Source organism: Cyanobacterium sp. HL-69 (genome assembly GCA_002813895.1).
In the GTDB taxonomy this organism is placed as follows: domain Bacteria; phylum Cyanobacteriota; class Cyanobacteriia; order Cyanobacteriales; family Cyanobacteriaceae; genus Cyanobacterium.
Genome location: CP024912.1, coordinates 559626 through 573308 on the forward strand (window position 1 = coordinate 559626; position 13683 = coordinate 573308).

9 protein-coding genes are annotated in these 13683 nt (G+C 36.9%); all 9 read left to right on the plus strand.

Annotated elements, in window-relative coordinates; all coding sequences use genetic code 11:
• The 9 genes from AA637_RS02595 to AA637_RS02635 all read left to right on the plus strand — a co-directional run bounded on the left by AA637_RS02595 (position 1) and on the right by AA637_RS02635 (position 13645).
• A complete protein-coding gene (locus AA637_RS02595) occupies positions 1–570 on the plus strand; it encodes a DUF3172 domain-containing protein (protein WP_446683772.1) in 570 nt (189 codons plus the stop codon).
• A 97-nt stretch (positions 571–667) separates the two neighbouring features.
• Positions 668–2536, plus strand: coding sequence for a glutamine--fructose-6-phosphate transaminase (isomerizing) (glmS, locus tag AA637_RS02600; RefSeq protein WP_446683773.1), 1869 nt, complete (start codon positions 668–670; stop codon positions 2534–2536).
• A 156-nt stretch (positions 2537–2692) separates the two neighbouring features.
• Positions 2693–3493 carry a TnsA endonuclease C-terminal domain-containing protein gene (locus AA637_RS02605; protein WP_446683774.1) on the plus strand — a complete coding sequence of 267 codons (801 nt, stop codon included), beginning with the start codon at positions 2693–2695 and terminating at the stop codon, positions 3491–3493.
• Positions 3494–3508: 15 nt separating this feature from the next.
• Entirely contained in the window at positions 3509–5788 is a 2280-nt protein-coding gene (locus tag AA637_RS02610) for a DNA-binding protein (protein ID WP_446683775.1), read from the plus strand.
• Between the two features lie 2 nt (positions 5789–5790).
• Positions 5791–7512 carry an ATP-binding protein gene (locus tag AA637_RS02615; RefSeq protein ID WP_446683776.1) on the plus strand — a complete coding sequence of 574 codons (1722 nt, stop codon included), beginning with the start codon at positions 5791–5793 and terminating at the stop codon, positions 7510–7512.
• 9 nt (positions 7513–7521) lie between these two features.
• On the plus strand, positions 7522–8436 hold the full coding sequence (locus tag AA637_RS02620) for a TniQ family protein (RefSeq protein ID WP_446683777.1): 915 nt from the start codon (positions 7522–7524) through the stop codon (positions 8434–8436).
• Between the two features lie 39 nt (positions 8437–8475).
• The gene (cas6, locus tag AA637_RS02625; protein ID WP_446683778.1) at positions 8476–9072 is read left to right on the plus strand and encodes a type I-MYXAN CRISPR-associated protein Cas6/Cmx6; all 597 of its coding nucleotides are present in this window, start codon (positions 8476–8478) and stop codon (positions 9070–9072) included.
• Positions 9047–9562 carry a hypothetical protein gene (locus AA637_RS02630; protein ID WP_446683779.1) on the plus strand — a complete coding sequence of 172 codons (516 nt, stop codon included), beginning with the start codon at positions 9047–9049 and terminating at the stop codon, positions 9560–9562. Before cas6 ends, AA637_RS02630 begins: the two co-directional genes overlap by 26 nt.
• Positions 9563–9652: 90 nt before the next feature.
• A complete protein-coding gene (locus AA637_RS02635) occupies positions 9653–13645 on the plus strand; it encodes an Eco57I restriction-modification methylase domain-containing protein (protein ID WP_446683780.1) in 3993 nt (1330 codons plus the stop codon).
• Positions 13646–13683: the final 38 nt, after the last annotated feature.

Below are 13683 nucleotides of genomic sequence, written 5' to 3' on the forward strand. Positions count from 1 at the left end.
ATGCCACGTAGATCAAAACCTCCCTATTCCTATTCTGAAGCCCCTTCTCGTAAAAGTAAATATGGTAATAGTTCTCCCAAAAAATCTTCTTTTATAGAAGGATTAAACTATACCATTGCGGCTATATGTGCAGGGATATTTATGTTGGGTATTGGTTTGGGTATTGCCCTAAGTTCGGGACAAGCCAGTAACAGTCCCAATGTTGCCTCTCGGGAGGTGATTGATAGGGCAGCGCCTAATCCTGAAGTTTGCGTACAATTTGGCGCTAGTGCGATGGTATCAGATTTACGGGTATTTATTACCCTCAACCCTTTTAATGTCTATGTTACTCAGCCCACCATGCAACCAGGTTGTGTATTGAGACGCAATAATTGGTCAATTCTTGAGAAGCAAAACTTGGTAAGTAATGAACAGGTGAAACAGTGTAAAAATAGAATGAATACCTTTGGTTTCACAGGGCCTTTGGAAGCATCACCTCGGATTGAATGTATTTATCAAAATGATTCGGCAGGTAATTTATTTTTTAATCGTCCTGGTACGGTTAATCCCAATGACACTGGTAAATTTTAGAAAAGATATTTTATAAATTTTGTTCATCGGGGCATGATTATTTCCGATTTTTTTGTTATGGTCTATAATCATTGACTAATCATTAACGATTAAATTTATGTGCGGAATTGTAGGTTACATTGGAACTCAGAAAGCAGTTGGTATTCTCATTGGTGGGTTGGAAAAACTAGAATATCGGGGTTATGATTCTGCTGGTATCGCTACTATTTATGATCAGCAGTTGACGGCCATCAAAGCGAAGGGCAAACTGCACAATCTCCGCACTAAGTTAGAAAATAATGTTGATTATGCTCAAATCGGTATTGGGCATACTCGCTGGGCTACCCACGGAAAACCAGAGGAATATAATGCCCATCCCCACGGTGATAATAAGGGAAAGTTTGCGGTGGTGCAAAATGGCATCATAGAAAATTACCAAGATTTACGGAAGGAGTTGAAGGAGAAAGGACATAATTTTGTTTCGGATACTGATACGGAGGTAATTCCTCATCTATTAGCAGAATATTATAATCCTCAAGGGGATGATCCTTTTATGGATGCGGTGATGAAGACGGTACATCGTTTGGAGGGAGCTTTTGCGATCGCCCTTTTGTGTGCTGATTATCCCGAAGAATTAATTGTTGCCCGTCAAAACGCCCCTTTGATTATCGGTTTTGGGCAGGGAGAATTTTTCTGTGCTTCGGATGTAACCGCCTTAGTAAACCATACTAACGCTGTATTAGCCCTTGAAAATGGCGAAATTGGACGTTTAACCCCCCTAGGAGTAGAGTTATATGACTTTGGGGGTAAAAGATTACGCCGTAGCCCTAGGGTACTAGATTGGAATCCTGTAACGGTAGAAAAACAAGGTTTCCGCCATTTCATGCTCAAGGAAATCCACGAACAACCTTCGGTGGTGCGCACTTGTTTGGAGGTCTATTTTAATCCTGATTGGCAGATAAAGGCAACAAAACCTGTTAACCTCAATCTCAGCCCCGAATTATCAGAAGATTTAGAAAATATCCAAATCGTTGCCTGTGGTACTTCTTGGCACGCTAGTTTAGTCGGTAAATATTTGTTAGAACAAATTGCAGAGATACCTACTTTTGTTCAATATGCGTCGGAGTTTCGATATTCCCCAGGCCCAATTATGGCGAATACCATGACTATTGGGGTAACTCAGTCGGGGGAAACGGCGGATACTTTGGCGGCTTTGGGTATGGAAAGACAAAGACGCTCTCGTTTAGATAAACCTTTTCGCCCTCGCATTGTTGGTATTACTAATCGCCCTGAAAGTACCCTCGGTGGTATGGTCGATCAATTAATTAACACCTATGCAGGGATTGAAATTGGGGTGGCAGCCACTAAAACTTTTGTGGCACAGGTGATGGCATTTTATGTGTTGGCGTTAGATTTGGCTTGGCAAAGAAAAACTATCAATCCCGAAAGAATTGACCAAATTTTGGCTGGTTTGTTGCAACTTCCTACCCAGATAGAGAAGATTTTACAAACGGAGGAGTCCAAGATTGAGGAGTTGGCGCATAATTTCCCTGAAACTAGAGATTTTGTTTTCCTCGGTAGGGGTATCAATTTTCCCATTGCTTTAGAAGGGGCGCTGAAACTCAAGGAGATTAGTTATATCCATGCGGAGGGTTATCCTGCAGGGGAGATGAAACATGGCCCCATTGCCCTTTTAGATGCCCATGTACCTGTAGTGGCGATCGCCATGGCAGGGAGTGTTTATGAAAAGGTCATTTCCAATGCCCAAGAAGCCAAGGCAAGGGATGCTCGTCTGATCGGAGTTGTACCCCAAAGTTATGATGACGAGGTATTCCACGATATTTTAAATGTGCCAGAGGTGGAAGAGTTATTGTCCCCTATTTTGGCGGTAATTCCTTTACAGTTGCTTTCCTATTACATCGCTTCTTTGCGTGGTTTGGATGTGGATCAACCCCGTAATTTGGCTAAAAGTGTTACGGTGGAATAGTTTTAGGGTGGGCTTTACCCACCTTTGTAGCATGGTAATAAAGTTGTATAACTTTTAATAAAGTCGTATATTAAAAAATAAAGTTGTATAATTTCAAGTAGAGTTGTATAACTTTGTTCGACTTTATTAAAAGAAAGATTTTACTCACAAACTGCCATGGCTCGAAAAAAAAGTGATTGGTCACAAAATAAACTGAGTCGATACTTACAAGAAGGTAGAGGAAAAGGAGAGGGAAAAAATTATGTTCCTTGGAAAAAAATTCAAGATTTTCCTTCTTGTGGCCGTTCTTCGAGAATATCTGGTTGGAAAACAAATAGAATTCATCACTTCTTTTCTGATCAAGAGAAGAAAATGTTTTTCTTGCTAGATTGGTCGGACATTGTTTTCGACATTAAAGAACATTATCCTCTCCAAGATTTAGAACTAGCAATGAAGATTGCAGATCAAATGGGAATAAAGTATCCTATTGATTCTCAGTCAAGCACTCCTTATATTCTCACAACAGATTTTATGATTTCTATTAAGACTGATGAGGGAATAACTGATGTCGCAAGAACTATTGTAAGTTCTTCTGAACTTATTAAGAAAAGGAAAGTTGAGCTTTTGGAGCTAGAAAGAAGGTATTACCAAAATTTTAATATTAACTGGGGAGTAGTGACGGAAAAAGGTATATCAAAAATATTTGCTCAAAATATAGAGTGGGTTCACTCTAGTTACAACCTAGATGATACACAACAAAATATTAAGACTTTAAAAACAATTCTTAAAGAAGAACTCAATCGCAAAAACAAAAGCATACAAGAAATTACCTCTGATCTTGATAATGTGATGAATTTGGAGCTAGGAACTTCGCTTTCTGTTTTTAAACATTTATTAGCCAGAAAGGAAATTTATTGTGATATGAGTTCGAGGAAAATTTCTACAAAATTCTCAACAAGTTTCATCCAAATAAAATAAATATTTATCAAAGTTATGGATCACGAGATTTTCGTTAACGATTTAATTAAATGGGAATCAACTAACAATGATTTTGCTGGAGTTGTAGAAAGAGTTTTATGGATTGATGAAGGGTATACAATCGCATTTATGTTGAATATCGAGTCAACCAAAGGATTTCCTCGTACTTTTTCTGTATCAGGCTTAAGAGAGGCTTTAAAACGAGGAGAGGCAAAAAAATTAAAAAAAGATCCTTGGTTCAAGATTATTGTGGAAGAAAATTTGTCAGATAAGGAAAAAGACATTCGGGATCATGCTTGGAATATTATAGAGCCAATAATTACACAAGAACCAGATATATATGATAGGAGTACGCGAGGAAATTTAGTTACACAAATAATAGAAAAATATAATCAAGGACGAGATAAAAATAAGTTAACAATAAGAAGTGTTCATAAATATTTAAGAAGATTTTGGCAGAGGGGAAAAATAAAAGATGCTCTTCTTCCAGACTATGCCAATTCAGGTGGTAAAGGGAAAACAAGACAATTGGGAACAAAAAAACGAGGAAGACCGAGAAAATTCAAAAACGTCCAAGAAATAGGCGAAGGAATAAATATTACAGAACAAGATAGACAGATATTTAGAATCGCAATTAATAAATATTATCGAGATTCCAAGAAAAATTCCTTACCAAAAGTATATAAATTAATGGTTAAGGAATATTACACAGAAAATTATCAAATAGATGAAAATAATCATCCACAGCCTATCCTAGTTCCTTCCGAAGAAAGACCAACGTTAGATCAATTTCGCTATTGGTATGAAGTCGAAAATAAAGATGTAAAGAAAGATATTACATCACGTCAAGGAAAGAAAAATTTTGATTTAAAATATCGTGCGATCAAAGGTTCGTCCAAACAAGAAACCATTGGTCCTGGCTCTCGTTATCAAATAGATGCTACTATCGGAGACGTTTACTTGGTGTCGAAATATAACCGTAGCTGGATTATTGGCAGACCCGTTATTTATGTTGTAATTGATGTTTTCAGTCGTATGATAACGGGGGTTTATGTTGGTTTAGAAGGTCCTTCGTGGATCGGAGCAATGATGGCATTAGTTAATACGGCATCAAACAAAAAATCATTTTGTCAAAAATTTGGTATAGAAATAGATGAATCAGAGTGGTGTTGCCATCATTTACCTGAGTGCATTCTTGCTGATCGAGGAGAATTTGCCGGTATGGGGGTGGAAACGATGATTCCTAATTTAGGAATTAGGATTGAAAATGCTGCTCCTTATAGAGCCGACTGGAAAGGTTTAGTAGAACGTCACTTCAGAGTTATTCACGATCATGTAAAACCCTTTTTACCTGGTTATATTGACAAAGATTTTCGTCAGCGAGGTGCTAGAGATTATCGTCTTGATGCTCAACTAGATATTGATCAATTTACAGAAATTATCATTGAATTAATTCGCTATCATAATAGTCATGAGTTAACAAACTACAACAGAGACGAAGAAATGATAGCTGATGATGTTCAGCCAATTCCCATAGACTTATGGAGATGGGGAATTAAAAATCGCTCTGGGAAATTACGCACTGTTGACGAAGAACTTCTTAAATTTAATCTAATGCCCACCTCTAAGGCAACTATTACGGAGCGGGGGGTTAAGTTTAAGTCTATGTACTATGTCAACGAAAAAGTTGTTAGGGAAAGATGGCGAGAAAAAGCTAGAAGTGGGATGCTTTCTAAGGAAGAAAAATACATTACAGTATCCTATGATCCACGACAAACAGATTTTATTTATCTTTCCTCTTCCGAAGACAACAGTTTTGAAAAACTAGAGCTATTCGATCCTGATGAACGCTACGCCAATAAAACGATGTTTGACATTGATTATTTAATTGAATATGAAAAATTGCAAAGGAAAAAACGAGAGACAAATCAGTTGCAAAAGGAGGTGAATTTAATGTCAAAGATAGAAAGCATTACAGCTCGTGCTATGGAAGAAACTGCCAAATATCAAGATGATAGCTTGAGCAATTTACAAAAAACCTCCAATATAAGGGAGTATAGAGCATTAGAAAAAGAAAAACGCCGTCAAGAAGAAGCATTCGAGCTAAAAAAAGAAGAAGAGCAAGATCAAATAATGGTTGAGACAAAACCGAAGTCATCTCTTGAGGGCAAACAAAAACTATCAGATAATAAACAGATAACATCGACTCCATCATCTTCCAGTCAACCAAATCGGTTAGAACTACTGAAACGAAAAAGACAGGAAAAACTAAATAAATCAAGGGGAGATAAGTAAAAGTGAACCAATTGGATTTTGAGAATAAGTACAGTTATTACGATTGGATTGATATTTCCCATGGTACTAGAGGGGCGATCGCCAAATACCGTACTTTTCATCAGAAGGAATACAACGATAATCCCATGATTAAGACTTTGCCTCCCATTTTTTCCCAAGAAAGATTTATTGAACTGGTAGCTAAATATCCTGATTTTGACCCTGGGGAAAGAAAATATGAAGCCGAGGAACGATTCCACTTTATTGAAAGATTATCAAGGTATTTCGACCCCATTGCCAAAACCCTTGATTTACAACAAACAATTTCAGTTTTACTAATGAGTGGCTACATTGGTAGAAATCTAATTAAACCCGAATACGCACGAAAATCAAGAGAAATATATGACTCCATCCAAGCAAAAGATGGTCATAATTTGGAAAACTATGTGACGATAATTCCTACTCCCACAACGGCATCGGGCTTGACCATTATAGGGGAATCAGGATTAGGAAAATCAACAAATCTAGCAAACATCTTAGAAGTATATCCACAAGTAATTGTCCACCCCCAACATAACGTTAGCCAAATTGTATGGCTTAAAGTCGATTGTCCTCATGCTGGTTCTCTCAAAGGTTTATGTACCGATATATTTTTAGCTATTGATAAATTGCTCGGAACAAATAACTTCAAAAAATTTGGTTCAAGGGGTAACTCAGAAGATTATATGTTGGCACAAGTTGCCCAACTTTCTCATACTCATCATTTAGGACTATTGGTAATTGATGAAATGCAGAACTTGGCAAATTCCAGACGAGGAAGAGACGATCTTCTTAATTTTTTAGTCAAAATGGATAATGTAATTGGAATACCTGTAATTAGAGTGGGAACAAATGAGGCAGAACCAATTTTAACGGGGAACTTTAGAAATGCTCGAAGGGGAACAGGAGAGGGAGCAATCCGTTGGAAAAGAATGGAAAATAACGAGGACTGGTTATTATTTGTTGAGGGAATGTGGGAATATCAATGGACAAAAACAAATGTTGCTTTTACCAAAGAAATCAGTGATGTTCTTTATGAAGAAACTCAAGGAATTATTGACATACTAATCAAACTTTATAAAATGCTTCAATGGCGTGCAATTTCTTTGGGGGGAGATGAAATAATTACAACAGATTTAATTCGTCAGGTTGCACAGGATGGCTTATATTTGGTTAAACCAATGCTTGAGGCGATTCGGTCTGGAAACCTCATACAAATGAAAAAATACCGTGATATAGCTCCTTTGGATGTCTTAGAATATCGAGAAAAATGTCTGAATCAGACTAATTTTGAGGATTTAGCTCAAATACGGAGATTACAAAGAAAGCAACAAAAATCACAATCCATGTCTCCACTTCTCAAGCAGATTATCAGTCAATTATTAGAGCTTGATGTTGATGCCCACAAAGCAAAAATTTTGGCACAGAAAATTATTCAAGAAAATCCTGATGAAGATAATATTTCCAAGTTAGTTAATTTAGCTTACAAGATCGCCATAGATGGAGAATCTTATCAGGAAGCGAATAAGGCTAAGACAAAAAAAGCAAAGATAGTAAAACCTGATCCAGAGTACATTGAAAATGACATGAGACTCTTGTTACAACAATCCCAAGCAGAAAACTTTTCTGTTTATGAGAAATTTATGGAAGTTGGGATCGTGAAAGATACTCCTCAAGATGACTTTTATTTAAGTTATGCAGAATAAAACTAACCCATGTTACATTTATTTCCCACCCCGTATCCCGACGAACTTTTGTATAGCGTAGTATGTCGTTATCATATCAGAAGTGGAAATAGAACAGTACAACATACACGATCAGATTTATCATTCCTAAATAATGGAAATAGTTATAGCCACATTTTACCTAGCAAATTGGGTCATTTAAGTAAACAACTTCCTTTTGCTTGTAGTTTAACCGTAGAGCAGTTAATCGAAAATCACACTTTGTTCCCTTACTATCGAAGTTACTTGACTTATAAAGAACAAACTGTCTTAAAAAATTTCATGATAGGGAAAAAAGCAAGGTCGATCGCACTGTTGGCGAAAATACCCAAATTAGAGCTATATAATTCATCCAATCTAAAATTTTGTTCGTTATGCTTAGAGCAAGACTTAAAAATATACGGTGAAACGTACTGGCATAGGTCGCATCAAATGCCGGGGGTAAAAATGTGCTTAAACCATAATCAGCAATTACAGGATAGTAAAGTTACAACAGAAGCAATTAGACGAAATTTTATATTGCCTACATTTAATCACTGTGATGTGAAAGAGTTACATGGTGATAGTTCGGTTAAAGAAACATTGTCAGTTTTTGCAAGAAAGATAATAGACGAAATCAATCAACCTTCCCAATTTATTAGTTTGAAACATTTGCGAGACAGTTATCGGCCACTTTTGAGACAAGAGGATTCAATAAATTTAAAGAATGGAGAAATTAATCCAGATAAATTAGCAGATCAGATAATCCAATATTATGGTTTGTCAACTTTAAGCATAATTCATCCTGAAATCATGGACAAGTTTAGCGATTATCTTTCTCTTTCCTTGATGGCGTGTGATTTATTAACAGAGGTTGATCGAGTTTTGCATTGGTTAGTGCAAAAATTTATTGAGGATAATTATTAATCTCACAGATAATAAAATAGAAGATAGTCAAGAACATATATGTCTGTTGAAAAACCCATTATTTCCAACTATATCAATCTTATTTTTCCCATTTTAGGTGATAAAATTCCCTTAGATCATGGTTATCTTTTATATTCTGCCATTTCACGTCAATTTCCCATTATTCATGACCTAGATGAGTTTGGTATTTTACCTATTACTGGACAGCTTGAATTTCCTAAAAATCTTTGTTTAACTGATGAATCTAAATTACATCTGCGTTTACCCATAGATAAAGTACCTTTGATTTATCGTTTAGCAGGAAAAACACTAAATCTCAATACCGATAAGATTCGTTTAGGCTTACCAGAATCTCAAGAATTAGAAGGGTGCGATCGCCTCTACTCTCGATTGGTCATTATAAGAGGTTTTGATGAACCATATAACTTCTTAAAAGCGGTAGAACGTCAATTAGAAGGCCTGAATATCTTTGCAAAAATAGATTTAATAACGAAATCGGGAAAACCTATTCGCCGCACCATGAAAATCAAAGGGAGAACATTGATTGGTTTTGGAGTAGAAATTAGTCAATTAAACGAACACAGTTCGATTTTAATTCAGGAGAGGGGTATTGGAGGAAAGCATAAAATGGGATGATGTTCATAAACCTACTTTTATTTTATTGTTACGTTTGCGACATCTATTAGAAACAAAAACCAGCAATAGGAGTGCAAGCGTCTCGCTTGCTAGGAAAAATCAGCAAGATACGTCTGTTTTTTCGATAAATGAGCAAGATGCTCATATTCCTAACTCCTCAAACTCTTTGGCGGAGGAATGTTTACTTAAAGGTTTTACAGGAATACCTAGTAATCCTCAATGGCTTTCTCAGGCTCAAACCTTAGAGTTACTAGCTCAAGTTACCCCCTCAGGAGATTTACCTTTAATCCGTCAACAGGAATGGGTAGAAAAGATTTTGTCACGACTAACTGATTTAGAGGAGAGCTTGAAAACTATTGGGATGGAACGAGCTAATATTTTATTAGACTCCCATGATCGGATGAGAAAAGTCACCAAAGAGGCACAAGTAAAAGTAACTCCTCAATTACCAATGGATATTTTAGGGATTTATATTTTACTACCTGATTAATCTTATTCAAATACTCCTAAGAACTTCAGTGACTAAGATGCTCACACTGCCAATACCAAATATTATCCGATAATTGTTTACTGAGAAAAAATGACCATTACTGCTATTCACATTGAAGGAAATTTAATCGCCCCCGATATGACTGCCGATATTAGTGCAGGAGAAATCAGGGGTCAAATTAACATTGACTTTGGCTTAGAAAAATCGGTTAAATTAGAGGACGAAATTGCCTTTGCATGGGGGGAAGCAAAAGACCAATGGCGTATTTATCAACGACGTTTAGAACGCATTAAGGAAACAGATACAGCCACCAGTGAGACAAGGGAATATTGGGCTGTGCCATTGTTAAGATTATTGGGTTATGAACCTATTTATCAAGCTAAAGCTGAAATTATTGATGGTCAAACTTTTGCTATTTCTCATCGTTCCAATCAGGTAGTGGCAAATGATGAAATTCACCCTGCACCCCCTATACATATTATTGGTTCTCGTCTCAGTTTAGATAAAAAACCACCTTCGGGCAATCCTCGCTTATCAGCCCATGCACTTTTGCAAGAATACTTGAATAAAACTGAGCATTTGTGGGGCATTGTCACGAATGGTTTATGTTGGAGGTTACTCCGTGATTGTTCTTTAATGACACGGTTAAGTTACATTGAATTTGACCTTGAACAAATCCTGAATGGGGAGAATTTTGCAGAGTTTAGTTTATTTTATCGCTTATTCCACCGCTCTCGCCTTCCTGTGAGTATAGATGATGTGGATTCTTGTTTATTGGAATTTTATCATCAAGAGGCTTTACAACAGGGCGGTAGAGTGCGCGATCGCCTACGGGATGGAGTAGAATTCGCCTTAAAGTTACTGGGCAATGGTTTTTTACAACATCCTGCTAATAATCGTTTACGGCATAGCCTCACCTCTAACCTTTCTAGTGGTAAAGAAGACATTGATCACCCCCAAGCTACAGAAAAGGGAGATAAATTGACAGAAACTCAGTTTTATCGTCAGTTACTGCTCTTAATTTACCGTTTATTGTTTTTGATGGTGGCTGAATCCCGTAATTTACTTTTGGCTGGGGAAGATGAGGAAAAAGCCCGAATTTATAATGAATATTACAGCATAGATCGCCTTAGAGCTTTTGCTGAACGTCTTTTGGAGTGGGAGCGTCCCGCTCACCATCGCCGTGAGGGGTTTCAAGATAAATGGCAAGGGTTAAGGGTGACTTTCAGCCTATTTGATGAGAGTTGGCGAGGACAATTATTAGGTTTATCTCCTCTCAATGGGGATTTATTTGGCTCAAAAACTTTGACTGTTTTAGATGATTGTGCCATCGATAACTATGATTTATTGAGGGCGATTCGTCACCTTTCTTTATACGAAAATAAGGGCTTATTGCGTCGGGTTAATTATGCTGCTTTGGATGTGGAGGAGTTAGGCAGTGTCTATGAGAGTTTGCTTGATTATACCCCTAAAGTTACTGTTTTTGATGGTATTTATCATTTTAGACTGGTGACCGGGAGCGACCGCAAGACTACAGGTTCATACTATACCCCTCCTGAATTGGTAGGACAGTTAATTAAATCCGCTTTAGAACCTGTTATTGAAGATAAGTTAAAAGGTTGTGATACCCAAGAGGAAAAGATAACAGCCCTATTAAGTATTAAAGTATGTGACCCTTCCTGTGGTTCAGGACATTTCTTGTTAGCTGCTGCCCGAAGAATTGGTAAAGAGTTGGCGAGAATCCGCACAGGGGAAATGTCACCCACACCCGAAGCCCTGCGCGTAGCCATACGGGATGTCATTCAAAATTGCATCTATGGGGTGGACTTAAATCCCCTTGCGGTGGACTTATGTAAAGTAGCCCTATGGATGGAGGGATTTTGTAAGGGTTTTCCCCTCAATTTCCTTGACCATCGCATAAAATGGGGTAATTCCTTAGTGGGAATACTCGATATTTCTGTGTTAAATGAAGGTATCCCCGATAATGCCTTTAAAGCTGTCACAGGGGATGACAAAACCTCCGCTACCCTGTTGAAGAAGCGTAATAAACAGGAAAAACAAGAAAAAGGTCAACTATCCATTTTTGATCACGTTGAGACGGATAGAAGTGAGTACGGTAAAACATGGCGAGAGTTGGGCAATATTCCTGAAAATAGTACCGATGAAGTTAAACGTAAACAACGGCAATATCAACAGAGTCACAGTGCCAAAAACGAGGGATGGTGGCGTGATTTTAGTGCTTGTAATCTCTGGACTTCGGCATTTTTTATGGCTTTAACGGAGCAAAATTTACAGTTATTGCCCACTTCTAAGGCTTTACAACGGTTATTATCAGGAATGGAGAATACAGAAACTGGGGTGACTGTGAGGGAGTTAGTAGAATCTGCTAATCGCTTGGCACGGGAAAAGGGCTTTTTTCATTGGTGTTTAGAATTTCCTGAAGTGTTTGATCCCCCCCTGCCCCCCTTAATAAGGGGGGAGAATGAGAAAGTCCCCTTTTCTAAGGGGGATTTAGGGGGATCTGGTTTTGACTGTGTTTTGGGTAATCCGCCGTGGGAACGCATTAAGTTACAAGAAAAAGAGTTTTTTGGGGGTAAAGATGAAAGTATTGCAAATGCTAGAAATAAGGCTGAAAGGACAAGGTTAATTAAAAAGTTAGCTCAAACTAACCCTAATTTATTACAACAATTTGAGGATGAAAAGCATTTTGCAGAGGCTCAAAGTAAGTTTATTCGAGAGTCGGGGCGGTTTCCTCTCACTGCTAAAGGTGATATTAATACCTATGCTATTTTTGCCGAAACTGTCAGGGATATTATTAATAATAATGGGCGTTGTGGCGTAATTGTTCCCACTGGAATTGCTACTGATAACACCACTAAAGACTTTTTTGGGGATTTAATTCAAAGGCAATCTTTAGCCAGTTTATACGATTTTGAAAATAGAGAAGCAATATTTTCTAGTGTTCATAGAAGCTATAAATTTTCTCTTTTAGTTATGACTAATAAATCGATAAAATCAACTAATTTTGCTTTCTTTTTAACCCAAGTAAAACATTTAGAAAATAAGCAAAGAGTTTTTACTTTAGCCCCTGAAGATATAGCTTTAATTAATCCTAATACTTTAACTTGTCCAGTATTTCGCACTCGTCAAGATGCAGATTTAACTAAAAAAATCTATCAAAGAATACCCGTTTTAGAAAATGAATCTACAGGGGAAAATCCTTGGGGTATTTCTTTTATGAGAATGTTTGATATGGCTAATGATAGTAATTTATTTAAGGATGAAAAGGGAGAGAATTTATTACCTTTATATGAAGCTAAAATGTTTCATCACTTTGATCATCGTTGGGCAAGTTATGACGATCAAAGGAATACTAATGATGTTAGTTTAGATGATAAAAATAACCCTGATTTTTTTGTTACTCCTCGTTATTGGGTTGATAAAAAAGAGGTTGAAAATAGATTAGCTAATAAATGGAATAAAGAATGGTTGTTAGGTTTTAGAAGAATTACCAACGCAACAAATGAAAGAACAGCTATTTTTGATTTATTACCTAAATATGGCTGTGGTGATAGTATTGCTTTAGTTTTACCAAGTACAAATAAAGCTAATTTAATTTGTTGTTTATTAGCTAATTTTAGTAACTTAGTTTTTGATTTTGTAATAAGACAAAAATTAGGGGCAACAACATTTAATATGTTCTATGTTAAACAACTCCCCGTAATACCACCAGAAAATTATAGTGAAGAAGACATCGAATATATAAGCAGTAGAGTATTAGAATTAGTTTACACCGCCAACGATTTAAAACCCTTTGCTGAAGATTTAGGCTATGAAGGAAAACCCTTTATTTGGGATGAACAAAGACGGGCAATTTTAAGGGCGGAATTAGATGCAAAATATGCCAAATTATACGGCTTAAATCGTGATGAATTAAGATATATTTTAGACCCAACGGACATTTATGGCGATGATTTTCCCAGTGAAACTTTTAGGGTATTAAAGAATAATGAGATTAGGAAATATGGGGAATATCGCACCCAAAGATTAGTTTTAGCCGCATGGGATATGATGGGATATTAGGAATGTGAGCGTCTCGCTCACTAAGACTTCAATACAAG

What these genes read in the sequence shown, in the direction of transcription:
- AA637_RS02595 (WP_446683772.1), top strand. Translation starts at nt 1, where the DNA reads ATGCCACGTAGATCAAAACCTCCCTATTCCTATTCTGAAGCCCCTTCT.
- glmS (WP_446683773.1), top strand. Translation starts at nt 668, where the DNA reads ATGTGCGGAATTGTAGGTTACATTGGAACTCAGAAAGCAGTTGGTATT.
- AA637_RS02605 (WP_446683774.1), top strand. Translation starts at nt 2,693, where the DNA reads ATGGCTCGAAAAAAAAGTGATTGGTCACAAAATAAACTGAGTCGATAC.
- AA637_RS02610 (WP_446683775.1), top strand. Translation starts at nt 3,509, where the DNA reads ATGGATCACGAGATTTTCGTTAACGATTTAATTAAATGGGAATCAACT.
- AA637_RS02620 (WP_446683777.1), top strand. Translation starts at nt 7,522, where the DNA reads ATGTTACATTTATTTCCCACCCCGTATCCCGACGAACTTTTGTATAGC.
- cas6 (WP_446683778.1), top strand. Translation starts at nt 8,476, where the DNA reads ATGTCTGTTGAAAAACCCATTATTTCCAACTATATCAATCTTATTTTT.
- AA637_RS02635 (WP_446683780.1), top strand. Translation starts at nt 9,653, where the DNA reads ATGACCATTACTGCTATTCACATTGAAGGAAATTTAATCGCCCCCGAT.